The 23,747-nt window shown below is 65.0% G+C and carries 20 protein-coding genes; 11 read left to right on the top strand and 9 right to left on the bottom strand.

Annotation, left to right across the window (positions count from 1 at the left end; genetic code table 11):
- The 5 genes from ABE493_RS03310 (at nt 1) to ABE493_RS03330 (ending at nt 6,842) form a co-directional block, all read left to right on the top strand.
- Complete coding sequence (locus tag ABE493_RS03310; RefSeq protein ID WP_346497257.1) at nt 1-1,650, top strand: M28 family metallopeptidase; 1,650 nt, start codon at nt 1-3, stop codon at nt 1,648-1,650.
- Between the two features lie 237 nt (nt 1,651-1,887).
- Nucleotides 1,888-3,861 (top strand): WD40 repeat domain-containing protein, encoded by a 1,974-nt coding sequence (locus ABE493_RS03315; protein ID WP_346497259.1) that lies wholly within the window; start codon nt 1,888-1,890, stop codon nt 3,859-3,861.
- Nucleotides 3,862-4,360: 499 nt separating this feature from the next.
- Nucleotides 4,361-5,716, top strand: coding sequence for a histidine kinase (locus ABE493_RS03320; protein ID WP_346497261.1), 1,356 nt, complete (start codon nt 4,361-4,363; stop codon nt 5,714-5,716).
- Entirely contained in the window at nt 5,706-6,479 is a 774-nt protein-coding gene (locus tag ABE493_RS03325) for a LytR/AlgR family response regulator transcription factor (protein ID WP_346497262.1), read from the top strand. Before ABE493_RS03320 ends, ABE493_RS03325 begins: the two co-directional genes overlap by 11 nt.
- A gap of 27 nt (nt 6,480-6,506) precedes the next feature.
- Nucleotides 6,507-6,842, top strand: a complete 336-nt coding sequence (locus ABE493_RS03330) for a hypothetical protein (RefSeq protein WP_346497264.1) — start codon at nt 6,507-6,509, stop codon at nt 6,840-6,842.
- 318 nt (nt 6,843-7,160) lie between these two features.
- On the opposite strand, the gene ABE493_RS03335 is transcribed toward ABE493_RS03330, so the two are convergent.
- The gene (locus tag ABE493_RS03335) at nt 7,161-7,763 is read right to left on the bottom strand and encodes a hypothetical protein (protein ID WP_057629895.1); all 603 of its coding nucleotides are present in this window, start codon (nt 7,761-7,763) and stop codon (nt 7,161-7,163) included.
- Between the two features lie 331 nt (nt 7,764-8,094).
- Between ABE493_RS03335 and ABE493_RS03340 the strand changes: the two genes are divergently transcribed.
- Nucleotides 8,095-9,021, top strand: a complete 927-nt coding sequence (locus ABE493_RS03340) for an oxygenase MpaB family protein (RefSeq protein ID WP_346497267.1) — start codon at nt 8,095-8,097, stop codon at nt 9,019-9,021.
- Between the two features lie 96 nt (nt 9,022-9,117).
- Here ABE493_RS03340 and ABE493_RS03345 read toward each other — a convergent pair whose 3' ends face one another.
- The gene (locus tag ABE493_RS03345) at nt 9,118-11,220 is read right to left on the bottom strand and encodes a M13 family metallopeptidase (protein WP_346497269.1); all 2,103 of its coding nucleotides are present in this window, start codon (nt 11,218-11,220) and stop codon (nt 9,118-9,120) included.
- Between the two features lie 321 nt (nt 11,221-11,541).
- On the opposite strand from ABE493_RS03345, the gene ABE493_RS03350 reads away from it, so the two are divergent.
- Entirely contained in the window at nt 11,542-14,487 is a 2,946-nt protein-coding gene (locus ABE493_RS03350; RefSeq protein ID WP_346497271.1) for a bifunctional diguanylate cyclase/phosphodiesterase, read from the top strand.
- Here the strand turns inward: ABE493_RS03350 and ABE493_RS03355 are convergent.
- Nucleotides 14,479-15,381, bottom strand: coding sequence for a LysR family transcriptional regulator (locus ABE493_RS03355; protein WP_346497273.1), 903 nt, complete (start codon nt 15,379-15,381; stop codon nt 14,479-14,481). The genes ABE493_RS03350 and ABE493_RS03355 overlap by 9 nt on opposite strands.
- Before the next feature lie 97 nt (nt 15,382-15,478).
- On the opposite strand from ABE493_RS03355, the gene ABE493_RS03360 reads away from it, so the two are divergent.
- Entirely contained in the window at nt 15,479-16,273 is a 795-nt protein-coding gene (locus tag ABE493_RS03360) for a DODA-type extradiol aromatic ring-opening family dioxygenase (protein WP_346497275.1), read from the top strand.
- Between the two features lie 251 nt (nt 16,274-16,524).
- The gene (locus ABE493_RS03365) at nt 16,525-18,168 is read left to right on the top strand and encodes a Na+/H+ antiporter (RefSeq protein ID WP_346497277.1); all 1,644 of its coding nucleotides are present in this window, start codon (nt 16,525-16,527) and stop codon (nt 18,166-18,168) included.
- Nucleotides 18,169-18,421: 253 nt separating this feature from the next.
- On the opposite strand, the gene ABE493_RS03370 is transcribed toward ABE493_RS03365, so the two are convergent.
- The gene (locus ABE493_RS03370; protein WP_346497279.1) at nt 18,422-18,670 is read right to left on the bottom strand and encodes a DUF3297 family protein; all 249 of its coding nucleotides are present in this window, start codon (nt 18,668-18,670) and stop codon (nt 18,422-18,424) included.
- Between the two features lie 129 nt (nt 18,671-18,799).
- Between ABE493_RS03370 and ABE493_RS03375 the strand changes: the two genes are divergently transcribed.
- Nucleotides 18,800-19,342 (top strand): DUF6630 family protein, encoded by a 543-nt coding sequence (locus ABE493_RS03375; RefSeq protein WP_346497281.1) that lies wholly within the window; start codon nt 18,800-18,802, stop codon nt 19,340-19,342.
- A gap of 233 nt (nt 19,343-19,575) precedes the next feature.
- Here ABE493_RS03375 and ABE493_RS03380 read toward each other — a convergent pair whose 3' ends face one another.
- The 5 genes from ABE493_RS03380 to msrB all read right to left on the bottom strand — a co-directional run bounded on the left by ABE493_RS03380 (nt 19,576) and on the right by msrB (nt 23,141).
- On the bottom strand, nt 19,576-19,854 hold the full coding sequence (locus ABE493_RS03380; RefSeq protein WP_346497283.1) for a DUF4031 domain-containing protein: 279 nt from the start codon (nt 19,852-19,854) through the stop codon (nt 19,576-19,578).
- Between the two features lie 13 nt (nt 19,855-19,867).
- Complete coding sequence (locus ABE493_RS03385; RefSeq protein WP_346497285.1) at nt 19,868-20,347, bottom strand: hypothetical protein; 480 nt, start codon at nt 20,345-20,347, stop codon at nt 19,868-19,870.
- 275 nt (nt 20,348-20,622) lie between these two features.
- Nucleotides 20,623-21,564 (bottom strand): flagellar motor protein MotB, encoded by a 942-nt coding sequence (motB, locus tag ABE493_RS03390; RefSeq protein WP_346497287.1) that lies wholly within the window; start codon nt 21,562-21,564, stop codon nt 20,623-20,625.
- A 12-nt stretch (nt 21,565-21,576) separates the two neighbouring features.
- Nucleotides 21,577-22,431 carry a flagellar motor stator protein MotA gene (gene motA / locus ABE493_RS03395; RefSeq protein WP_346497289.1) on the bottom strand — a complete coding sequence of 285 codons (855 nt, stop codon included), beginning with the start codon at nt 22,429-22,431 and terminating at the stop codon, nt 21,577-21,579.
- 242 nt (nt 22,432-22,673) lie between these two features.
- Nucleotides 22,674-23,141: a peptide-methionine (R)-S-oxide reductase MsrB gene (msrB, locus tag ABE493_RS03400; protein ID WP_346497290.1), complete on the bottom strand. Its 468-nt coding sequence runs from the start codon at nt 23,139-23,141 to the stop codon at nt 22,674-22,676.
- Nucleotides 23,142-23,263: 122 nt separating this feature from the next.
- Between msrB and ABE493_RS03405 the strand changes: the two genes are divergently transcribed.
- Nucleotides 23,264-23,647, top strand: a complete 384-nt coding sequence (locus tag ABE493_RS03405; protein WP_346497292.1) for a classical arabinogalactan protein 4 — start codon at nt 23,264-23,266, stop codon at nt 23,645-23,647.
- Nucleotides 23,648-23,747: the final 100 nt, after the last annotated feature.

Here is a 23,747-nt window from a genome sequence, read left to right on the forward strand (position 1 = left end):
GTGAAACGAGTCGTAATCAGCCTGTTGGCGATGTCCGTGTCCACGGCCTTGATGGCCGCCCCGCCGAAATTTGACGGCGCCCGCATCTCGGCTGACGTCCGGGAGCTTTCCTCCGACGCCTACGAAGGCCGCTCACCGGCGACCGCGGGTGAGGAAAAGACCATTGCCTTCCTGAGCAGGCAGTTTGCCGATGCTGGCATGCAGCCCGGTGGCGACCTGAAGGACGGCCAGCGCCTGTGGACCCAGGCCGTGCCGTTGCTCAAGGGCGACATCGTCGGCAAGCCGGCGCTGTCGTTGAGCAGCCAGGGCAAACCGCAGGCGCTGACACAGGGCCAGGAAATCGCCGTGCGTGCGGCGATGAACGGTGTCAGCCAGGTCGATATCCGCAACGCGCCGCTGGTGTTCCTGGGCTATGGCGTCAAGGCGCCAGAGCGCAACTGGGATGACTTCAAGGGCGTGGACCTGAAGGGCAAGATCGCCGTGGTGCTGATCAACGACCCGGATTTCGAGTCCGGCGCCGGTGATTTCGACGGCAAGGGCATGACCTATTACGGCCGTTGGACCTACAAGTTCGAAGAGGGCGCGCGCCAGGGCGCCGCCGGCGTGCTGATCGTGCATGAAACCGCACCGGCATCCTATGGCTGGGCGACGGTGGCCGGTTCCAATACCAACACCATGTTCGACGTGGTCCGGCAGAACCCGGCCGAGGCGCACCCGGCGCTGGAAGGCTGGATCCAGCGTGATCTGGCAGTGGACCTGTTCAAGCGCGCCGGCCTGGATTTCGAAGCGCTGAAGAAGCAGGCGCAGTCGCGCGACTTCCAGCCGGTGGAATTGAAGGGTGAGACCTTCTCGGCCAACTACCAGGTCAAGAACGAGGTGATCACCTCGCACAACGTGGTCGCGCGGCTGGAAGGCAGCACGCACCCGGACGAGACCCTGATCTATTCCGGCCACTGGGACCACATCGGTGTTGGCGAGCCGGACGCACGTGGCGACCGTATTTTCAACGGCGCGATGGACAATGCCTCGGGCACCGCGGCACTGGTTGAACTTGCCCGTGGTTTTGCTTCGCAGCCCAAGCCGCAGCGTTCGGTGGTGTTCCTGGCGGTAACCGCCGAGGAGAAAGGCTTGTTGGGCTCGGAGTACTACGCCAACAACCCGCTGTATCCGCTGGCCAAGACCGTGGCGGTGATCAACATGGATGGCATGTCGCCGTACAGCCCGTCGCGTGATTTCGGCATCTACGGCACGGCCAAGGTGGAATTGCTGGACCAGCTCAAGGACGTAGCCAAGGCATGGGATATCCGCTACACCCCGGACACCAAGCCGGAGGCCGGTCTGTTCTTCCGCTCCGATCACTTCCCGTTCGCCAAGCGCGGCGTGCCGGCGCTGTCGTACGGGGCAGGGCAGGACTGGATCGACGGTGGCGTGGCCGCTGGCAAGAAGGCCTCCGACGAGTACACCGCCAAGCGCTACCACCAGCAGGGCGATGAATGGCAGGCCGACTGGACCTTCGCCGGCGCCGCCCGCGATCTGGAAGTGCTGTACACGCTCGGCGAGAAGCTGGCCAACTCGCGCGACTGGCCGAACTGGAGCCCGGAAGAAAGCTTCCGCGCGGTCCGCGATGCGAGTGCCGCAGAGCGTAAATAAGGCGTGACGCAATAGCGCTTGAAGCCCCTCTCCTGCGGGAGAGGGGTTGGGGTGAGGGCAGCTTTGAAGCTTCAAAGTGAAAAGCACCCCTCCCCAACCCTCCCCTTCGCACGATGTGCGAAAGGGAGGGAGCATGAAGCCCCTCTCCTGCGGGAGAGGGGTTGGGGTGAGGGCCGCAGCTGCACAGCGCTCAAAGCTCGTCCCGACCCTCGTTCGCCGCACCACCAAGGAAGACCCATGACAAACACCAGCGCATGCCGCGCAATCCTCTGCCTGGCCTGCACGATTTTCCCGCTGCTGGCACTCGCCTCACCATTGCCGCCGAACTGGCAGATGCTGCCCAGCAATCAGCAGCAGCCGGAGAAAGGCCTGCCTGCCGCGCTGCAGGCGCCGCTGTTGGCAAAGAACCAACGTCCGCTGGGACAGGTGGAACTGGTGGTGTCCCTGCCGTTCGAGCAAGTACTGCCGGTGGTGCAGGCCAGCCTCGCACCGCTGGGCACCTTCAACGCGCCGGTGCAGCGCACCCGCGTGGCCTATATGGACCACGGTTGGGGCAATGTATTGATCGCCCGCCGTCCCGAATTGAAGGCTGAATTCATCCGTCGCTATCGCATGCCTGCGCTGCGCACAGCGGTGGAGCAGGGCGCACTGCTGGCCGAAGAGTTGCCGCTGCGCGAACAGCGCCTGCAGCACGACCCAACGGTGGATGCGCTGAGCGACAAGCTGGCCGAGCTGCAGGTTGACTTCGCCAGCTGGCAGGCCAGCGCCGAACACAGGCATGGTCTGCTAGGGCGCGCGAAAAGCACAATCGAAGTACGCGTCATGCAGGTCGACGAAGCGCTGGGCAAACCTGCTACGGCGATTACCTTGAGCCGCGTCGATGATTGGCCAAACCCGAATGGCGGTGTGATCGATCAGCTGCGCGAGTTCAACGTAATGGGCGGCGGCCCCGCGCCGAGGTTGATGCGTCGCGGTGTGCCGGAGGCTCTGTTCGCGCCCGTGTACGACGCATTGCGCAGGCTGCCCGGCGCGGCATCGCAGATCGGCGTGGGTGCCGGTGATTGGCAGCCACCGTTGGCGGCTGACAGCCGCATCGTCGAGCCGACGCTGACAGCCCCAGGCAGTGCCACCGATGCGGCGAGCGCACAGCGTCTGCTCAAGACGGAAGGCGGCCAGTACTACGACATGCGGCCGCTGGCCGACGGCAGCGTGCTGCTGCTCAGCGGCCATCCCGATGCCTTGTGGCGTTGGGCACCGGGCATGGGCAATACGCCCCAGCGTCTGTGGCAGGCCGAGGGGGATGCCGGTCGCGCCGCTTTGAGCACCGACCTGCAGGGACGCAATGCGTGGCTGGCCGTGCAGCGCCAAGTGGTCACGTATGCCGTTGGCCAGGCCGCAGCGACATCGCACCCCGTGCAATGGGCGGCGAACGTACGCCAGCCGATCAGCGGTGGCTGGAACTGGCTGGCGGATGCGCAGGGGCGTCCCGTGCCCTACGACCATGCGCTGGACGGACGCAATCCCATCCGCGAGGTGTTGCGGGTGCTGCAACTGCAGGCGGCACCGCCTGCCGAGGGCGCGGCCTGGATCTACGCACAGCGCTTCGACGCGCCGCGGCAAGGCGTGCTGGCAGGCTATCCGGGCAACACCCGGATCAAGCCGGTGCGTTGGGACGGTCCGGGGCAGGGCTTCTGGGTCGAGGACCCGGCCGGTTTGACCGAACTGGAGGCTGCGAGCGGGCGGGTCAGTCGCGTGTTGTCGCTGCCACGTCGCTTTGGCAAGGCCGATGGCAATGACGATGCGGGCATGGCGCAATGGGTGCCGGCGCCGTTGGGTTCTGCGGCCGGTGGCTGGATCGCGGTGGGTTTCGTGCTGATGGAAGGTGAACGTCGCAATCCGGGCATGCACGTGATCGACGTGGCCAACGGCAAGCTGAAACATTCGCTGGTATTGCCGGGGCTGAATTCCTTGAACGCCGCTGCGGCGTCGGCCGACGGCCGATTGCTGGCCTTGGGCAGCAACGACGGCAGCACCCCGGTACTGACGATATGGAACCTGGACAGCGGCAAGTCGCTCAGCTTGAACCCCAGCCGCTCGGCCTGCTGGGACTTGCGCCAGTTGCAGTGGGCGCCGCAGGGCGATGCCCTGCTTGGCCTGTGCGGCGACGGGGTCGCGCGCTGGTCGCTACCCACCGATTGGCACGCCCGGTAGTGCCGAGCCATGCTCGGCAGGGCTTTACCGGCAAAAGCCAACCCCTCCCCAACCCGTCCGGCCCGAAGGCACAGCCTTCGGTCGTTCATCAGGCCGCGCGCCAGTGGCGCGCAAGCAGGCCTTCTTCACCCCCTTCGCCTGCGGCGAAAGGGAGGGAGCAAAGCGGTAGTGCCGAGCCATGCTCGGCAGGGGCTTTACCGGCAAAAGCCAACCCCCGGGGTTGTTGGCTCCCCCCGGGTGCGCTGCGCTTACCCGGGCTACCAGCGGGCTGAGGTTGTGGGAGCGGCGTGAGCCGCGAAGCTGACGCCAATGAAACGCTGGACAAGGCCGTCTCCGGATACTCCACCTGCTTTGCGGCTCACGCCGCTCCCACAAGACCTCCTGCACTCCATCGCGGCCAATCCGGGTCTGGTCGCGCTTTTTGCGGGTTTCGTCGCAGGCCGTTTGCGGCCTTGCCGGGGATGCCTATGCTCACCCCCAATCCCTATGGTGATTGATCATGTTCGCCAGCCTCTTTCTAGGTTTCCGCATCCTCGCCGCCTGGGCGCTGACCATCCTGGTTGCCGCCTTCCTGTGGAGCGGCCTGTTCAGCGGCATGGACCAGTCGCCGGGCTGGATCTTCGGCCTGGCTGCCATGGCCTTGATGGTGTTCGCGCTGACCGCCGTGGTCGGCCATATCCGCCGGGTCGCCCTGATCGCCGACCGGCTCGACTCGCAGACCCTGGCCAACCGCCATCGCCGCCAGGTCGAGTTGCCGCTGGACGCGTCCACCGCGTTTGCACTGCTGGAACAGGTGATCGGGCAGATGCCGCGGATCGAGCAGCTGGAGCGTTCGGTCGGTACCCTGCAGTTGCGCGCTACCCAGCGCCGCGCCGATCCCTATGGCGAACGCCCGCCGTCACGCTGGAATCCGATGGCGCGGCTGGCCATCAAGCACAACCAGATCACCGCCCGTGTCATTCCCGGCGCCGATACCAGCAGCGTCACCCTGTTCTTCGAACCCGATGCCGGGGCCTGGGTCGACCTGCTGCTGCTCGATGAAGGCAGCAACTACGAAAACGCAGAAGCCGTCACCCATGCGCTGAGCGGAAAGGTCGCCCAGCAGCGCCGCGAGGAACGCGAACACGCCGCACGCACCGAAGCTGAAAAGGAGCTCAGCGTGGCCCGCCTGAACCTGCTGCATGCGCAGGTGGAGCCGCACTTCCTCTACAACACGCTGGCCAATGCGCAGGTACTGACCCGCAGCGATCCGGCCCGTGCCGAGCAGATGCTGGGCCACTTGATCCAATACCTGCGCAGCTCGCTGCCCGGCATCGACCAATCGGTCTCCACGCTGGGGCAGGAACTGGAACGGGTGCAGGCCTATCTGGAAATCCTGCAGATCCGCATGGGCTCGCGGCTCAACCTGCAGATCGATGTGCCCGAATCGCTGCATGGCGTCAGCCTGCCCTCGATGTCGCTGCAGACGCTGGTCGAGAATGCGATCAAACACGGCCTGGAGCCCAAGACTGGTGGCGGCACGGTATGGATACTGGCGCGCGAACTGGACGGGCAGTTGACCATCACCGTGGCCGACGACGGCCAGGGCATCAGCACTGACAACAGCGGCACCGGCATCGGCCTGAAAAACCTGCGCGAACGCCTGCGCCTGAGCTGTGGCGAACAGGCCACCTTGGCCCTGGTATCCAATTTCCCCAGCGGCATGGCAGCCACCATCAGCCTGCCCAGGCGCGCTGCATCGATGCCTACCGCAGCGGCGGCGCCGCTGCCCAGCACGGCGGCTGGCGCAGCCGCACCTGCACCTGCAGCTGCACCGGCAACGCTGAACATGCCGGAGTTGCCGCATGCACCTTGAAGCCCTCATTGCCGAAGACGAGCCGCTGCTGCGCCAAGCGCTGCTGGCCCAGTTGCAGCGCCTGTGGCCGGAGCTTGAGGTGGTGGCCGAATGCGAGGACGGTGCCGCCGCGCTGGAGGCACTGGAAACGCACAAGCCGGATCTGGCCTTCCTCGACATCCGCATGCCCGGCATCACCGGCCTGGACGTGGCCCGCGCGCTGCAGCAGCTGAGCCCGCAGACCGAAGTGGTATTCGTCACTGCTTACGACCAGTACGCGATCAGCGCGTTTGAACAGGGCGCGGTGGATTACCTGCTCAAGCCGGTCAGCGATGAGCGCTTGCTGGCAACGCGCCAGCGTGTGCTGGCCCGCCGCCAGGCCGGCAGCGCTGACCCGGGTGTGCTGGAACGCCTGTTGCAGCAACTGGCAAGGCAGCCTGCCGCGCCACTGGCCGCGCCACCGTTGGCCTGGATCACCGCCAGCAACGGTCGCGAAACCCGCTTGGTGATGTTGGACGAAGTGCTGTATTTCCGCGCCGACAGCAAATACACCGTGGTGGTCACCGCCGAGGAAGAACTGCTGCTGCGCAGCTCGCTGCGCGAGCTCTCAGCCGCTCTGGACGCCAACCACTTCCGCCAGATCCACCGCGCCACCATCGTCAACATGAAAGCGGTGGCGGCGGTGAGCCGCGAGGACAGTGGTCGCGGCGTGCTGCGGCTCAAGCACCGCAGTGAGACGCTGGTGGTCAGCCAACCCTTCATGAGTCTGTTCCGCGGCATGTGATGCCGCGCCGTATGCCGGAGTATTGCCATGCATTACCTGACAGTTTTGATCGGCAGCCTGCTGTCGATGCTGGGCATCCACGAATCTGCGGGGCAGACCTCGATCACCCGCATCAGCGGTGAGCAGAGCCTGCTCAGCCGCACCACGGTGGTGGCCGGGGTCAGCCGTTTCCAATGCCTGCAGAGTGACAGCGGGCGCTGCGGCTACCAGTTGTATCGCGAGCAGTGCAGTCGGGCAGATGGTGGCGCTGGCCAGGTCTGCAGTCGCGAAGCACTACAGGATTTCGTGGTGGTGGTAGGAAGCACGCGGGTAGTGGATGGATTGCCGGCTGGCTTTGCGCAGCAGGTGACCATTCGGCGCTGAGGGCGGCTTTGGGCGCGTGCAGACGCAGCCAAGCCCACTCCCCAGCCGCCGTCCCGCGCCCCGGCCCTTGCATTGACGCAAGAGCGCTTGAGAGACCTCGAACCGGTTTGCAAGCGGCCGCTCCAGCCCCGCAAGGAGATGACTTGAAACTCCGCGAGCGCAAGCTGCGATTGCAACTGCAACTGCAACTGCAGCTGCAGCTGCAGCTGTAGCCCTCTTCCCTTGCGGGAGAGGGGTTGGAAAGAGGGGAGCTTCACCATCCGCAAAAAAAATCGCCGCGACAAAGCGCGGCGATTGCAGCAGGAAATCCCGGCTGGCTCAGAACGCAGGCTGCAGTCGCAAGCCATCATCCCCGATGTGGTTGAGCTTGCCGACCAGTTCCGAATGCTGCCGCATGCGGCCCAGCTCACGCATGATGCGCACGTCTTCATGGCGCAGCTCACGGGTGTTGGTGACGGCCTGCTTGTAGTCCAGTACTTCCGGATAGTGTTTGGCCATCTCCAGCGCTTCGGCCACTTCGTCCACGCTGTCGGCATCGGAGCTGATCCGGGCGCGGCTGTTGAAGGCCTTCATCCAACGCTCGAAGCCGGCGGTGTGGTCGAACATGTTGGCCATGAACCAGATCACGAACAGGATCGACACCCAAGAGCCGAGCACGATCACCACGCGGGTGAAGGTGATATGGAAGTCATCGCGCCACAGGTAGTTGGTGATCAAGCCCAGGATCAGCAGTGACGAGGCCTGCCACAGCACGATCGATGCCATCAACCACTGGCACTTGGCCTTGGCCAGTACCGACACTTCCTCGCGTATCTGCTGATCGCTCAGGTTTTTCCAATGATCAACCTGCTTCTCGAACGGGCTGTTGTACAGCTCGTTGTCTTGCAACAGCAATCCCAAACCTTTGAACAGTGCGATCATGTTGAGCTCCTTGCAGATACTTGCTGGAACGAGCGACGGATGCAGGTTGAAGCGGTCAGGCAGGCTCAGTTCTAGCACTTTCGGCCGGCTTGGCAATGGGGGCCGTGCGAAGAGCCTTCCCGTGATGCCCGCCGTAGCGCTGTAGCAGCGCGAAATTTTTGCGGTGCGTCATGGCCCAGCACGAAGGACGTTTCAACTCCCGTCACATTCCTTGCTGCGGTTGCACATGCCGCACGCCGGGCGGGCGCTGGGCCTTGATGGCGGCTGTACAGCTGCCAGATCGGGGCTCCACGCAAGCCAGCTGCGCAGCCAGACCGGTACGATAGGCGGCATGTCATCCCTGTTCAGTCCCGTTTCCGCCGCCGCCACCGCCCACATCCGCCGCTGGGTGCTGGATGCCTTTCCACGTAACCAGAATGGGGTGGAGTACGACACACCCTTGGGCGACCCGGGCTGGTTTGGCCCGGGCAGCGTCACCTGGCGTATTCATTCCGAATTTCCCGGCATGTTGGCAGGCGGGCTGTGCGCGCTGATGCTGCAGCTGCTGCACCCGCGCGCGCTGGCCGGGGTCTATGACCATTCCAACTTCCGCCAGGATCTGGTCGGGCGGCTGCGCCGCACCACCAGTTTTGTCGCCGGGACCAGTTATGCGCCAGCGACCGAAGTGGAGAAGTTGATTGCCAAGGTGCGGCGTATCCATGCACAGGTGGTGGGCACGCTGCCCGATGGCCGGACCTATGCCGCGGACGATCCGCAGTTGCTGACCTGGGTGCATGTCACTGAAGCCTATGGCTTTCTGGAAGGTTGCCGGCGCTATTGCCGCGAGGTTCCAGCCGCCATTGCCGATCGCTATTACGACGAATACCGGCGTGTGGCCGAGGCCCTGGGCGCGCGCGATGTGCCTGCCAGCGAAGCGCAGGTACGTGAGTACTTCCAGGCGCAGCAGTCGCAGCTGAGCATGGATGCGCGCTCGCGCGAGGTATTGGAGGTGCTGAGCGAGGTGCGCCTGCCGGTGCCCTTGCCGGGCGTGTCGCGCGATGTGTTTCTTGCAGCCGGTGCGGCCTTGTTGCCGGACTGGGCAGTGCAGCTGCTCGGACGCAGCCGTGGCCAGCAGTTGCAGTCGGTGGTGGCAGCGCGGGTGCTGCGCAGCGTGGCGCCGTTGTTCCGGATCGCCTTGAATGACGGTATATCCACCCGCGCCTGCAAGCGGGTAGGGCAGGAGCCTGCAGTGCTGTCTGCGTGGCCAGAGTCGCCGTAGTGCCGAGCCATGCTCGGCAGGGGCGTTACGAGCGAAAAGCGACCCCTCCCCAACCCTCCCCTTGGCCTTCGGCCAAAGGGAGGGAGCGCAAAGCCTTTACCAGACCTTGACCCGCTGCTCAGGTGCCAGATACAGCTTCTGCCCCTGCTTTACGTCGAACGCCGGATACCACGCATCCAGATTGCGCACGGTCAGCGCACGGAACTGGCCCGGCGCATGCACATTGGTCAGCAGCGAATTGCGCAGCGCCTGCTCACGCGCCTTGCTGCGCCAGGCCTGGGCAAAACCGAGGAAGAAGCGCTGGTCCGGGGTGAAGCCCTCCAGCGTCTGCTCCTGCTTGCCCTGCAATGACAGCCGGTACGCGTCATAGGCGGTGCCGAGGCCAGCAACGTCGGCGATGTTCTCGCCCAGGGTCAGGCGGCCGTTGACGTGCACGCCGGGGAACGGTTCGTAGCTGTCGAACTGCATGGCCAACGCATCGCCGGCGGCGTTGAATTTCTTCAGGTCATCGGCCGTCCACCAGTTGTGCAGCTTGCCGGTTTCATCGAACAGTGCACCGGCATTGTCGAAACCATGGCTGATTTCATGGCCGATCACCGCACCAATGGCGCCGTAGTTGATCGCATCGTCCGCCGCACCATCGAAGAACGGCGGCTGCAGGATCGCGGCCGGGAACACCAGGCGGTTTTCCAGCGGCACATTCATCGCATTGATGGTCTGCGGCAGCATCGCCCACTCGCTGTGGTCCACCGGCTGGCCGAGCTTGGCGATGTTGCGCTGGTATTCGAACAACGAGGCACGCTGGGCATTGCCCAGTGCATCGTCGCGCTTCACCTCCAGCGCGCTGTAGTCACGCCACTTGCTCGGGTAGCCCATGTCCACCTTGAGCCCGGCAACCTTGGCCTTGGCGTGTGCCTTGGTTTCCGGTGACATCCATGCCAGCGCGTCGATGCGCTTGGCGAAGGCGGCGATGATGTTCTTGGCCATCTCATCGGCGCGTGCCTTGGTGGCCGCATCGAAGTGGCGCTCGACGTAGATCTTGCCAACCGCCTCGCCAACCGCGCTGTTGGTATCGGCCACCGCGCGCTTCCAGCGGTCGCTCTGCTGCGGGGTGCCGCTCATGGCGGTGCCGTGGAAGGCGAAGTGGGCGTCGGCGAAGGCCTTGGGCAGATACGCTGCTGCCTCATCCAGCGCGTGGAATGCCATGTAATCCTTCCACACATCCAGCGGCTCGCTGGCGACCAGCTTGGACAGGCCGGCTACGGCCTTGGGCTGCCAGACGATGAAGTCCTGCTGCGCACCCAGGTTTGCGCCTTCCAGGAAGGCCTTCCAATCCATGCCCGGTGCTTTGCCGGCCAGGTCGGCCTGCTTCCAGGCGTTGGCGCCCTTCTGCACGTCGTTGGTTTCTTCCTGGGTGGCGTGGGCGCGGGCGATCCTGGTTTCCAGCGCGACGATGCGCTCGGCCTTGGCGGCAGCGTCCTTGTCGCCCGACAACGTCAGCAGCTGGGCGACATAGGCTTCATAGGCTTTGCGCAGCTCGGCCATGCGACCTTCCTGCAGGTAGAAGTCGCGGTCCGGCATGCCCAGCCCGCCCTGCACCAGGTAGGGCGCGTTGCGGTCCGGTTGCAGCAGGTCCACCGACACCCACACGCCGAACAGGTGCGGTGTATAGAAATTGGTGGCATTGAGCAGGTCGACGTCGGCGCGCATGCCGGCGCCCAGTGCCTTGGCCAGCGCCGGCTTGTCGGCGATGCCGGCAATGGCCTGCAACGCCGGCTGCACCGGCGCGGTGCCGCGCGTCTCGATGCCGGCTTCGTCCATGAACGCGGCGTAGTAATCGCCAATCCTGCGCACATCGGCGGCATCGGATTTGCCGGCTTCCTCCATGATGGCGCGCGTGTCGGCCAGGGTTTTCTCGGCGATCACATTGAAGCTGCCATAGTTGGAACGGTCAGCCGGAATCTCGGTGCGCTGCACCCACTGGCCATTGGCAAAGTCAAAGAAGTTGTCGCCGGCGGCGATACTGCGGTCCATGCCGTCGGCATCGAAACCAAAACTGCCCAGCTGCGGTTTGGCTGCGGCGGCCGGCTTGGGTGGTGCGCTGCTGTCAACCGCAGGCGCGCTTGCCTCTTTGCCGCAGCCGCTGAGGGTAAGCACGGCACCGATTGCCAGTACGAGGAAGGAACGTTGCAGGACCATGACGGTATCCGGAGGATGTGTGCGACAAGTCTAGACCTCCAACCCCGTTCATAAAGATATCGATTCTGGCACTTGACGAATGTGCACAAGTACGGGGAATGCGAGAAAATTGGTCACGCACTCTTCACGCCGACGGTGGTTGTGCTGCATGCTTGAGCGAACGCGCTGTAGATGGTGTCTGGGGAGACATCGGCAGCACGGGGTATGTGGTGTTCGCATGCGGCCGGTGCAGGTCCCCACCTGACGGCTCCTAGTTGTAGTGATGCCAGGACCAACATACGTAATGCCAGCTGACCACCTACTGATGCGTTGGACTCACCGGTGACCAGAACGCCGGCTCATCCATTGCGGGTCATGGTCATTGCCGGTGTGGCGGTGGCGTTGCTGCTTGCTGCCGCCCTGATCACGATGCTGTGGAACGACCGTAACAGCCGCCTGGAAGCAGCGCAGCGGCAGTCGATGGCACTGGCCAGTGGCAGCAGCCGCCTGCTGCGAGCACAGCTGGTTACCTGGGAACGCGCGTTGCGCGGCAGCGCCAGTGATTGCCGGGAGTTCTACCGCCAGGTGCCTGATCAGGCACCTGCTTTGTTTGAGGCCAGCTTGCGGGGTGTGCTTGAGCGCAACCAGGATCTGGCCTCGGTGACCTTGGTGGATGATCACGGCACGCCGCTCTCGGCCGGTGTTGGCGATCCCACTTTGCAGAGTTGGGTGCTTGAGGAGAACCGCCTGCTCACCGGTGGCCTGTATCTGGGCGCGCTGGAGCGCATGCCTGACCAGCATTGGGTGCTGCGCGCGGCGCTGCAGGTGCAGCCGGGCCAGTGGCTGTTGACGCGGGTTCGGCTGGGTGCGTTCCAGGACGTGGTCAGCGGCCTGGACCTGGGCCGCGACGGCACTGCCTCGATTGGCAACCGATACGGTCAGTTGCTTGCCCACAGCCGTGACCCGGCCCAGTTGGTTGGCAAGGAGCTGGCACGGCCGATGAAGGTCCTGCAGCCGTCAGCGGAAGTGATCAAGCAGGGGACGGTGATCAGTCCCTACGATGGCCAACGGCGCATCGCGGCGGTCAGCGTGCCGATGGATTACCCCTTGAGCCTGTACGCGTCGCTGTCCTACCAGGAAGTGATGGCAGGCTGGTATCTGCTGCTGTACGCCTCGATCGGCATCTTCCTGTTGTACCTGGCCGGTTTTGCCTATCTGTTGTACCGCGTGGGCCGCAGCACCCGGCACCAGCGCCAGCTCAGCGAAGAGGTGCAGGCCGGCAATGCCGAGCTTGCGCTGGCCCATGAAGTGGGCAAGGTCGGTACCTGGTCCATCCATGGCGCAAGGCCAATCGTGTATTGGTCGGCGCTGACCCAGCAGATGCTGGGCCTGCCCGGGCGCAGCGCGTCGCTGGAAGGATTCCTGGCGCGGGTACACGAGGAAGACCGTGCCTGGTTGAACGACATGCTGTTGCGGGCCTTGGCCGGCAAGGGTGCCTTGAACGCGATGTTCCGCCTGCGCGGTGGCGATGGCTCATTGCGCTGGCTGTCGGCGCGCGGTGAACTGGTCGACGATGTTGGTGACAGCAAACGCCTGGCCGGCGCGGTGGTGGATATCAGCGAACGGGTCAACACCGAGGCGCGCGCACAGGAGGCACAACGCCAGTTCCGGCTGGTGTTTGATCGCAATCCGGCGCCGTTCTGGATCTTCGACCTGGTCACCCTGCGCTTTCTGGAAGTGAACCAGGCCGCGATTGACCAGTACGGCTACAGCCGCGAAGAGTTTCTGGCGATGTCGATCCTGGATATCCGCCCGGCGGTGGAGTGGGACGAGATCCGTCAGAGTGCAGGCCGCGCCTTGAGCGGTGACCTGCTCGGCCTGCAGGTCAGCACCCATCTGCGCAAGGATGGCAGCGCCTTCCTTGTGCAGGGGCACTTCGCCAAGCTGGAATTCGACGGCCGCAATGCCTGCCTGGTGCTGGCCGAAGATGTCAGCCAGCGCCTGCGTTACGAGAACGAGCTGGCCTACCGCGCCAGTCACCATGCCGGTACCGGCCTGTTGACCGTGCGCGCGCTGTCCGAGCGCCTGGATGCCGGCAGCCGTGGCTATACCATCGCCCACGTGCAGCTGCGCGGTCTGCAGATGATCACCGACACCCTGGGGCGCGACGCCGGTGAGGAGGCGCTGCGCGCCGTATCGGTGCGCCTGGGGGGCTTGGCCTCGCGTTACGGTCTGTTGGCACACCAGCCGGCCGAGGATTTCGTACTGGCCATTGAAGGCGAGCGCGATCCGCAGCTGGCACTGGATGCGCTGATGGCGGCGGTGGCCGAACCGATCCGTGGCCGCGATACCTACCACCAGCTGGAAGCGCGCATCGGCGTGGCCAGTTGCCCGCTGGATGGCGAGCTGGCCGAGCAGGTGCTGGGCCGCGCCGCGCAGGCCGCGCATGCCGCGCGCGAAACCGGCGTGGCTCTGCTGAATTTCAACGCAGGCATGGCGGCTCATTACACCGAACGCCTGCAGTTGGCCGGGCGTATCCATATCGCTATTGACCGCGGCGAATTCGTGCTGCACTTCCAGCCCATCATGGATGCCGCCGAAGGCAGCCCGGTGGCGCTGGAGGCCTTGCTGCGCTGGCCACAGCTCGACGGCAGCTTCATTCCGCCGGCCGATTTCATCCAGCTGTGCGAAGACACCGGCCTGATCATCGCGCTTGGCCGTTGGGTCATCCACGCGGCCGCGCGCGCGCAGCAGCAGTTGTCGGCGGCCGGCTGGCAGCACCTGCCAATCGCGGTGAACGTATCGGCGGTGCAGTTGTTCAACAGCGACCTGGTCGGTGAATTCAGCCGTGCCATGCAGGACCACGGCCTGGCCCGTGGCGCGCTGCAGATGGAGCTCACCGAGAGCGTGCTGATGCGTAATCCGACCCAGGCCCTGCAGACGCTTGGGCACCTGCATGCCAACGGCGTGGGCGTGGCGCTGGATGATTTTGGTACCGGCTTCTCCAGCATGTCCTACCTGCAGCATCTGCCACTGGATTCGCTGAAGATCGACCGCGGTTTCGTCACCGATGTGGAAAGCAATCCACGCAACGCCGCCATCTGCCGTGCGCTGCTGTCGCTGGGCCACAGCATGGGCTTGTCGGTGATTGCCGAGGGCGTGGAAACCGAGGGCCAGCGCCGCTGGCTGGCCGCGCACGGTTGTGACCAGGTGCAGGGCTATCTGCTGGGGCGGCCGATGCCGCTGGAGCAGGTCCTGCTGATGCTGGATGAAAGCCGCTCAGCCTGAGCCGGCAGCGCTCGGGTCCAGGCACTCGACCAGATAATCGATGAAGCTGCGCAGCTTGGGCGCCAGGTGGCTGCGGCTGGTATACACCGCATGGATGCCGATGGCCGGGCTTTCCCAATCCGGCAGTACCGGCAGCAGGCGGCCGTCGGCCAGCGCCTGCTCGATGATGAAATCCGGCTGGGCGATGATGCCCATGCCGGCGATGGCGGCCTCACGCAGCACTTCGCCATTGTTGGCGCGCAGGTGGGGCACGAACGGCACAGTGATTTCGCCCTGCGGCCCCAGCAGCTGCCAGCTGTCGCCACCGGCGGAGTAGGTATAGGCCAGGCAATCGTGGGCGGCCAGATCCTCCGGGCTGACGGGCGTGCCGCGCCGGGCCAGATAGGACGGCGCCGCGCACAGGCGGATGCGCACCTGCGCCAGCTGCCGCGCGATCAGGTTGGGTGCCGGGTGCCGGGTGATGCGGATAGCCAGGTCAAAGCCTTCCTCGACCATGTCCACCTGGCGGTCGGACAACTGCAGGTCCAGTTCCACCTGTGGGTAACGGGCGCTGTAGGCCGGCAACAGCGCGCCGAGTCGGGCGATGCCATAGCTGACCGGTGCGTTGATGCGCAGCCGCCCGGACGGTTGCAGCGCCTGCGCGCCTACCGAGGCTTCCAGATCGTCGAATTCGGCCAGCAGCTGGATGCAGCGCTGGTAATAGGCCGCGCCGGTGCTGGTCGGGCTGACCCTGCGCGTGGTGCGGTTGAGCAGGCGCGTGGACAGGCGCTTTTCCAGTGCGGCTACCTGGCGGGTGACGGCGGCGGTGGAGATGTCCAGGGCATCGGCGGCGGCGCTGAAGCCGTTGCGCTCGACCACCGTGACGAACACACGCATGGCATCGATGGTGTCCATTGTTTCCGTTTTTGAAATAAAACGTTGACGTTGAGGTTATTTGTTGCTCGAGCTCCGCGCAATAACCTGTGTGCTCCGCAAATCCCGGGAGCTTTCAATGCGCCGCCCCTTGCCTTCCCTTTATATCTCGCATGGTTCGCCGATGACCGCGCTGCAGCCGGGTTTGGTGGGGCCGCGCCTGGCTGAACTGGCCGCCGGGCTGGAGCGCCCGCGCGCCATCGTCATGGCCTCGGCGCACTGGTTGCAGCGTACGCCGCAGGTGTCGGCGGCGGCGCAGCCGCAGACCATCCATGACTTCGGTGGTTTTCCCGAGGCGCTCTATCAGCTGCACTACCCGGCGCCGGGCGCGCCTGAGCTGGCCCAGGACGTGGCCCAGCGGCTGGCCGCTGCCGGCCTGCAGCCGGGCATCGCCCCTCAGCGCGGGCTCGATCATGGCGCCTGGGTGCCGCTGCGCTACCTGTACCCGCAAGCCGATATTCCGGTGCTGCAGGTGTCCATCCAGCCCTCGCTGGGCCCCACGCATCAGTTTGCGATGGGCCGTGCACTGGCCCCGTTGCGCGAGCAGGGCGTATTGCTGATCGGCTCGGGCAGCATCACCCACAACCTGCACGACTGGCACCACTACGAGGCCGGCAAGGAGGCGCCTTATGTGCGCCCCTTCATCCAATGGGTGGAGCAGAAGCTGCACGCCGATGACCTGCAGGCGATGTTCGATTACCGCCAGCAGGCGCCGTTCGCGATGCAGGCACATCCCACCGATGAGCACCTGTTGCCGCTGTACTTCGCCATGGGCGCGGCCGGCAGTGACCGGCTCGGTGCACAACGGATCGATGCCGGCATTGATATGGGCTTTCTGGCGATGGACATCTATCGCTTCGACGGCGCGGCCTGAAAACTGGTGCTGCGTGCTGCGTGCTGCGTGCTGCGGGTGCAGTGGCAAGGGCACAGCGCACAGCCGACCAAGCTGCGTGGCTGGCGCTGGCCGATGCGGCCGCCGCCAGCCACGGCTTTCATGCATCTGCGCGTAATAAGCAACAGCAGCGACACCAGCAACATCGGATTGCTGTGGTAATTTCCCGGTATTCATCCGCCACTGCCAGTGTCGGCAGCCTGCTGTCGTGGTAGTGATTCCGTGGAACGGGCATGCACACGATTGAAGTTGTTCTGGCGATGCTGGTGGCGGTTGTCGCCAGTGGCTATCTGGTAAGAATCCTCCCCTTCTCATTGCCGTTGCCACTGGTGCAGATCGGCTTGGGCGCGCTGATTGCGGGCGTGTTCAATCGCGGGCACGCGCTTGAGCCGGATATGTTCTTCCTGCTGTTCCTGCCGCCGCTGCTGTTCCTCGATGGCTGGCGCATTCCCAAGCAGGGCCTGTTCCGCGACAAGGGCGCCATCCTGGAACTGGCGTTCGGCCTGGTGGTGTTCACCGTGGTCGGCGCCGGCCTGCTGATCCACTGGATGATTCCATCGATGCCGCTGGCCGTGGCCTTCGCGCTGGCGGCGATCATCTCGCCCACCGACCCGGTGGCGGTCAGCGCCATCGCCTCGCGCGCGCCGATTCCCAAGCGGCTGATGCACATCCTGGAAGGCGAGTCCCTGTTGAACGACGCCTCGGGCCTGGTCTGCTTCCGCTTTGCGGTGGCGGCAGTGATGACCGGTACGTTCTCGCTGGCCCAGGCCTCGCTGACCTTCCTGTGGGTGGCTCTGGCCGGCCTGATCATCGGCGTGGCGGTGACCTGGGGCGTGTCCACCTTCCAGCGCTGGCTGTGGCGCAGCTTCGGCGAAGAGCCCGGCGCTGCCTTGCTGGTGAACCTGCTGATCCCGTTCGCGGCCTACCTGTTGGCCGAAGAACTGCATGCATCGGGCATCCTGGCGGCAGTGGCGGCAGGCGTGACCATGAGTTACGTGGAGTTGACCGGCCGCATCAGCGGCAGCATGCGCGTGCAGCGCAACGCGGTCTGGAACATGGTGCAGTTCAGTTTCAACGGCATCATCTTCGTGCTGCTGGGCGAGCAGTTGCCGGGCATCGTCGAGCGTGCGATCCAGACGATGTCGGCTACCGGCCACCACAGCGCCTGGTGGCTGCTGGTGTACGTGCTGGCGATCAATGCGGTGCTGGTGGTGCTGCGGCTGGTCTGGGTGTGGCTGTCGCTGCGCTGGAACCTGCTCCGGGCGCGGATGCGTGGCGAGAAGGGAACCAGTACCTCGTGGCGGGTGGTGCTGGCGATGTCGGTGGCCGGTGTACGCGGCGCCATCACCCTGGCCGGTGTGTTGACCTTGCCGCTGATGGTCCCCGGTGGCGAACCGTTCCCGGCGCGTGACCTGGTGATCTTCCTTGCCGCGGCAGTGATCCTGGTATCGCTGGTGGGCGCCAGCCTGATGTTGCCGCGCCTGCTCAAGGGCCTGGAGCTGCCCAAGGACGATGACAGCCGGCGCGAAGAGGATCTGGCCCGCAGATCGTCCTCCAAGGCGGCGTTGGCGGCTGTGGAAAAGGCCCGCCAGGAATTGGTGCAGGGGCAATCCACCACGGCGGTGCAGCTGCTCAACGATGCGGCGGCAAGGGTGAGCCTGCTGTACCAGCGCAATCTGGAAAAAGGCCAGGGCCCGGACGAAGACCCGGAACAGGTGCGGCGCATGGAGCAGGCGTATCGCAGCCTGCGCACGGCCGGCTTGAATGCCGAGCGTGAGGAGTTGTTCCGGCTGACCCGGCGCGGGCAGGTATCCGATGAGATCGCGCGCAAGCTGATCCGCAATCTGGATTTGCTGGAGACCCGGCAAAGGGATTGAGGGGTGTGTTGTGGGGTTTGCTTGCCAGGGGCTTCCCCTCACCCCAACCCCCGCTCCGCGCCCCGGTCCTTGCGCTGGCGCAAGGCCGTTCAAGGAGCAGCGAACCAGTGGTTCGCAAGCTGCTCCTTTCACCCCGCAAGCGGGAGAGGGGCTAGTGCGCTACGAGCCGCCACAATCCGAGCCCCTCTCCCGTTCACGGGAGAGGGGTTGGGGTGAGGGCAGGCTCCTAGCTAGCCATGCAGGCTTTCAAGCTTTAAACGTTCTTCAACTCAAGAAAATACGGCTCAACCGTACCCTTGATCTTCAGCGTCATCGGGTTGCCACGGCGGTCGCGGGCCTTGCCGGCCTGTACGCGGATCCAGCCTTCCTGCACGGAATACTCTTCCACGTCATCGCGCTCGACGCCGTTGAAACGGACGCCAACACCACGCTGCAGGGCTTCAGCATTGTGGAACGGGCTCTGCGGGTTGATCGCCAGATGATCGGGAGGGGTATCGCTCATATCAGTGCTTCAGTGAAGGCCACCGTGGCCCTCTTCGGGGCGCAAGGATACCCGCTGTGACGCGCCAAGGCTTTCGCTGGCGCGCCGCTGGCCGCAGAATGCGCGGCATTACGTAGTGGAAACCGCCTCATGCCTGACAACAGCGCCGATTACGAAGACTCTGACGAACTGCAACCGGACTTCGACGAAGACGACCATCCGGCGCGGGTCTGGAACCTGCTGTGGCTGATCAATCCCGGTGACGAAGACGCCGCGCTGGCGCAGTTCGACGCCTGGCGTGAAGCGCGCGCCGGCGCCGAGGAAGATTCCAGCGACGAGCAATGGCTGTGGGACCTGAAGGATGCCATCGACTGGCGTTCAGGTTTCTACGTGGACTGGAAGGACACCGATTCCTTTGTCGCCGCGCTGAACGAAATGGCCGTGCGCTGGAACCTGGACATTGCCTGGGGGGGCGACTTCGATGACGAAGACTTCACCGCCGACCTGGACGTGCCCATGCTGATGACCACCGCCCATGACCGCCTGCGTGAGCACGGTTACACGGTGTGGAACTGGAATACCGGTGAAGACGCCTACGCCGGCTGGGTGGCCCTGAGCCGTGACGACGAAGCGATGCTGGCGCTGTGCTCGTTGCTGGGCGTGGAAGTGCGCCCCGGCAGCGACCCGTTCTAAGCCCGCAGCCCCTGTAGAGCCGAGCCATGCTCGGCTGGGGCGTTACCAGTAGCGTCCATGTGTAGAGCCGAGCCATGCTCGGCTGGGGCATTACCAGTAGTGTCCATGTGTAGTGCCGAGCCATGCTCGGCTGGGGCAGTACTAGTAGAGCTGCTGCCGAGCATGGCTCGGCTCTACATATCAGGTTTGCCGGTAAAGCCCCTTGCCGAGCATGGCTCGGCACTACGCTGCACTTATTCCGGCTGGTACAGCGCCCGCGCATTGGCAATCACGCGCCGCACCAGTGTGCGATCGGTATGCCGCGATATCGCCTGTGCGCCCAGCACGATGGCCTGCGCATGCAGCGGCGCCGGCACGTCGTAGTGCACGCCGCTGGGGCGGTTCTGGAACGCCCTGCGGGGGATCCCGAGCTGCTGCGCCAGCGCATGCAGCTCGGGCAAGGTGTCGGCCATCAGATGCGCCCAGCGCTCGCCGCGCCAGGGATGTACCGCATCGTCGATATAGACCGTCACGTTCGGCCCTGGATCAGGCCTTGGGCTTGCCGTCGGCGTCGACTTCAGCGTCCGGCACTTCTTCGGCAATGGCGATGGCGTCGTCAGCCACTTCCGTGGCCTCTTCGCCTTCGATGCCTTCAAACTCGGAAACCAGGTTTGCCAGGTAGTCGTCGGCGGTCTTGCCTTCGTCGGCGGCCAGGTCGTCGATCATCTGCTGCAGCGCTGCGGAGTACTCCAGGGTGACCTTGCGGCCTTCCTTTTCCTGCACATTGGCCAGGTGCTTGAGCATGGCCAGCATCGGCACCGGGTTGTCGGCATTGCCCATGGTCTGGCCGCCGATGGACAGCAGCCATTCGGTGCCCTGCAGGCCGATGGCGGCCACGACCTGACCTTCTTCATTCACCAGCACAGCGTGGTTCTGCACCTGCTGCTGGCTGTTGAGACGGGCGAATGGACGGCGCGGGGCCTGCTTCTTGCGCTTGTCGCGCTTGGCTTTGGAGAGCTTGGACATGGGATTCGGCTAGTGGAAAACGATGCCTATTGTAGGCGCCAAGCCGGTTTGGCGTTTGCTGGGGCTGGGCAGGGAGGTTTCATCCTGTGGGGTGAATGCTGGAATCACCCCTCCCCAACCCTCCCCTTCGCTGCGCGAAAGGGAGGGGGCTGTTCGTGCAGCCCGGCGAAATCTGGGCGCAGGCCCGCTTTCGCCCCCTCCCTTTGGCCGCAGGCCAAGGGGAGGGCTGGGGAGGGGTAGCTTCAGGTCTCCGATCGCCGAGAGAGCAACAGCCCTCACTCCACCGCCGAAGGCACCCCATCCACTTCCAGCTCTGCTGACGCAGTGGGCGGCAAGGCCAGCGTGGCGGTCTCATTGAGCGCCGCGGCCTCGGCCTCCTTGGTCATCACCACGATGCTGATGCGGCGGTTGATCGGGTTCTGCGGGTTGATCTTGTCGAACAGCACCGAGGAGGCCAGGCCGACCACGCGCGCCACTTTGATCTCCTCCATGCCACCTTCCAGCAGGGTGCGTCGCGCGGCGTTGGCGCGGTCGGCACTGAGCTCCCAGTTGCCGTAGCCGAGCTGGGTGGAATAGGCGGTGGTGTCGGTGTGGCCAGTGATGCTGATGTGGTTGGGCACCTGGTTGATGAAGTGCGACAGCTCCAGCAGGATCGTCTTGGTATACGGCATCAGGCGCGCGCTGCCGAGGTCGAACATCGGCCGGTTCTGCTTGTCCACGATCTGGATGCGCAGGCCTTCAGGGGTGATGTCCAGCAGCAGCTGGTCCTTGAACGGCTCCAGCGCCTGGCTCTTGCTGATCGCTTCCTGCAGCTCCTGCTTCAGTGCCTCCAGTCGTTGCCGGTCGCGCTCGCGTTCCTGCACCGGCGTCGGCACCGCTTCCTGCTTGTTCTGGAACGGGTCATTGCTGGTGCCGCGCGACACATCGGTGGCGCCGCCGAGTTTGATCATCGAGGTACTGGCGCCGCCGGGGCCGGCCATGCCGGGTGCAGGCGTACTGCTGCTGCCAGCCAGTGGGCTGGGGTTGCGGAAGTATTCGGAGATCGCCGCGCGCTCGGGCTTGGTGGTGGCGGCCATCAGCCACAGCACCAGGAAGAAGGCCATCATCGCGGTGACGAAGTCGGCGTAGGCCACTTTCCACGAACCGCCGTGGTGGCCGCCGCCCTGGACTTTCTTCACCCGGCGCACGATCACCGTGGGTTTGGTGTTCTCGGTCATATGCGTGGCGCCTTACTTGACCGACTTCAGATGCTGTTCGAACTCGCTGAAGCCCGGGCGCAATGCCGACGGCACGGTCTTGCGGGCAAATTCCAGCGCGATCTTCGGGTTGTAGCCGCGCAGGCAGGCCAGCAGCGCGGTCTTCACCGATTCGTAGATGCGTGCGTCCTGTTCGGCGCGCGCTTCCACCGCCGCGGCCAGCGGGCCGATGAAGCCATAGCCGAGCAGGATGCCGAGGAAGGTACCAACCAGCGCACCGGCCACGTGCGCACCCACTTCCTTGATGTCACCACCGATGGCACCCATCGTGATGACGATGCCCAGCACCGCGGCGACGATGCCGAAACCGGGCAGGCCATCGGCCACCTTGTTGAGCACGTGGGCCGGTTCCAGCGCCTCGTGGTGGTGCTTTTCCAGCTCCAGTTCCAGCAGCGGTTCCAGCTCATGCGGCTCGATGTTGGAGCCGATCATCAGGCGCAGGCAGTCGGTGATGAAGTCCAGCAGGTGATGGTCGGCCAGCACCTTTGGGTAGTTGGCGAACACCGCGCTGTCCTGTGGGTTCTCGACATGCTCTTCCAGCGCCATGAAGCCTTCGCGGCGCGCCTTGTTGAGCAGTTCGTAGAGCAGGCTGAGCACGTCCAGATAGTCCTGGCGCTTGTACTGCGGGCCCTTGAACACGCTGACGGTGGCGCGCAGGGTCTGCTTGACGGTCTTGAGCGGCGTACCGATCAGGAACGCACCCAGCGCCGCGCCGCCGATGATGACCAGCTCGTAGGGTTGCCATAGCGCGGCCAGGCGGCCGTGCGCACCGACGTAACCGCCCAGGACAGCGAAGATGACAATGAGCAGGCCGACGATGATGAGCATGGGGAACAGACGCGGGGATGGGGATATCCCGTTGTCGGCCGTCAGAGCAGAATCTGTAGAGCCCTGCCTTGTTTGGCGGATTCAGCAACCTGCCCTTGTAGAGCCGAGCCATGCTCGGCTGAGGCTCTACCGGTAAAGCTTCTGCCGAGCATGGCTCGGCACTACAACGGTAAAGCCCCTGCCGAGCACGGCTCGGCACTACGGCGGTAAAGCTTCTGTCGAGCATGGCTCGGCACTACGGGCTAGGCCGCTGGCTGTGCCTCGGCACCGCCGCGCTGCAGCGGGTCAGGGTAGGGCTGGCCGTTCTCTACGAAACCCAGCGATACCGAGTTCAGGCAATGCCGTTCAAAGGTCGGCGGTGGGCCGTCCGGGAATACATGGCCCAGATGGCTGCCACAGCGGGCACAGACGATCTCGGTGCGGATCATGCCGTGGCTGATGTCGCGGATCTCGCGCACATGCGCCGGGTCGAAGGGGGCGAAGAAGCTTGGCCAGCCAGTGCCCGAATCAAACTTGGTGCTGGAACGGAACAGCGGCAGGGCACACATCCGGCAGCAGTACACGCCGTCACGTTTGTTATCCAGGAATACGCCGCAGAACGGTGCCTCGGTGCCGTGCTGTAACAGTACGCGCTGCTCCTCGGCGCTGAGGCCGGCAACAAGGGCGTCGCGCTGGGCGGGGCTGGGAGGGCTGAGGTCGAAAGCGGTCATGGCGCGGAATCCGTGGGGCAGGTATCAATGGTAGGGGCGGGCCGGCGCCAGTCCAAGGGCGCATTCATCGCCGCGCAAGCTGTGCCGGCGCATGCTTCTACGTGCAACAACAGGAGGGGCCGATGAAACGGGCGTTGTATCTGGTGATGGCATTGCTGGTGGCCTGGCCGCTGGTGCTGCAGGCACAGCTGAAGCAGCCACCGGCACCGACGGCGACGCGCCCGGTGACCTTGCCGCCACCGCAGCTGCCGCCATCCACGCCGCGGGAGCCGCAGGGGGTGCGTCCGCCGTCGGTCAAGCCGCCCAAACCGGCTCCGAAGGTGAAGCCGATCGTGCAGCCGGCGCAGCCTGCGCGGCCGATCTACGACAGCAAGGGCCAGCCGGCGCCGCATATGCGCCAGACCAGCCCGGGCCGGGTGCTGGATACGCGTACCAATCGCTATTACGACACGGTGCCCAGCGGCGTGGGCCAGCAGGTGGTGCCGCCGCCGGCAGGCACGCACTGACCCTGTAGTGCCGAGCCATACTCGGCAGGCGTTTGGCCGTGTAGTGCCGAGCCATGCTCGGCTGGGGCATTACCGGTAAGGCTTCTGCCGAGCATGGCTC

Origin of the sequence: Stenotrophomonas terrae (genome assembly GCF_039674165.1) — a bacterium.
GTDB lineage: Bacteria > Pseudomonadota > Gammaproteobacteria > Xanthomonadales > Xanthomonadaceae > Stenotrophomonas > Stenotrophomonas terrae_A.

Excerpts from the sequence above, each read along its gene's own strand:
- ABE493_RS03375 (WP_346497281.1), top strand. The coding sequence starts at position 18,800 with ATGCCTGACAACAGCGCCGATTACGAAGACTCTGACGAACTGCAACCG.
- ABE493_RS03345 (WP_346497269.1), bottom strand. The coding sequence starts at position 11,220 with ATGGTCCTGCAACGTTCCTTCCTCGTACTGGCAATCGGTGCCGTGCTT.
- motB (WP_346497287.1), bottom strand. The coding sequence starts at position 21,564 with ATGACCGAGAACACCAAACCCACGGTGATCGTGCGCCGGGTGAAGAAA.
- ABE493_RS03365 (WP_346497277.1), top strand. The coding sequence starts at position 16,525 with ATGCACACGATTGAAGTTGTTCTGGCGATGCTGGTGGCGGTTGTCGCC.
- ABE493_RS03360 (WP_346497275.1), top strand. The coding sequence starts at position 15,479 with ATGCGCCGCCCCTTGCCTTCCCTTTATATCTCGCATGGTTCGCCGATG.
- msrB (WP_346497290.1), bottom strand. The coding sequence starts at position 23,141 with ATGACCGCTTTCGACCTCAGCCCTCCCAGCCCCGCCCAGCGCGACGCC.
- ABE493_RS03320 (WP_346497261.1), top strand. The coding sequence starts at position 4,361 with ATGTTCGCCAGCCTCTTTCTAGGTTTCCGCATCCTCGCCGCCTGGGCG.
- ABE493_RS03330 (WP_346497264.1), top strand. The coding sequence starts at position 6,507 with ATGCATTACCTGACAGTTTTGATCGGCAGCCTGCTGTCGATGCTGGGC.
- ABE493_RS03405 (WP_346497292.1), top strand. The coding sequence starts at position 23,264 with ATGAAACGGGCGTTGTATCTGGTGATGGCATTGCTGGTGGCCTGGCCG.
- ABE493_RS03385 (WP_346497285.1), bottom strand. The coding sequence starts at position 20,347 with ATGTCCAAGCTCTCCAAAGCCAAGCGCGACAAGCGCAAGAAGCAGGCC.
- ABE493_RS03315 (WP_346497259.1), top strand. The coding sequence starts at position 1,888 with ATGACAAACACCAGCGCATGCCGCGCAATCCTCTGCCTGGCCTGCACG.
- ABE493_RS03340 (WP_346497267.1), top strand. The coding sequence starts at position 8,095 with ATGTCATCCCTGTTCAGTCCCGTTTCCGCCGCCGCCACCGCCCACATC.
- ABE493_RS03335 (WP_057629895.1), bottom strand. The coding sequence starts at position 7,763 with ATGATCGCACTGTTCAAAGGTTTGGGATTGCTGTTGCAAGACAACGAG.
- ABE493_RS03355 (WP_346497273.1), bottom strand. The coding sequence starts at position 15,381 with ATGGACACCATCGATGCCATGCGTGTGTTCGTCACGGTGGTCGAGCGC.
- motA (WP_346497289.1), bottom strand. The coding sequence starts at position 22,431 with ATGCTCATCATCGTCGGCCTGCTCATTGTCATCTTCGCTGTCCTGGGC.
- ABE493_RS03325 (WP_346497262.1), top strand. The coding sequence starts at position 5,706 with ATGCACCTTGAAGCCCTCATTGCCGAAGACGAGCCGCTGCTGCGCCAA.
- ABE493_RS03370 (WP_346497279.1), bottom strand. The coding sequence starts at position 18,670 with ATGAGCGATACCCCTCCCGATCATCTGGCGATCAACCCGCAGAGCCCG.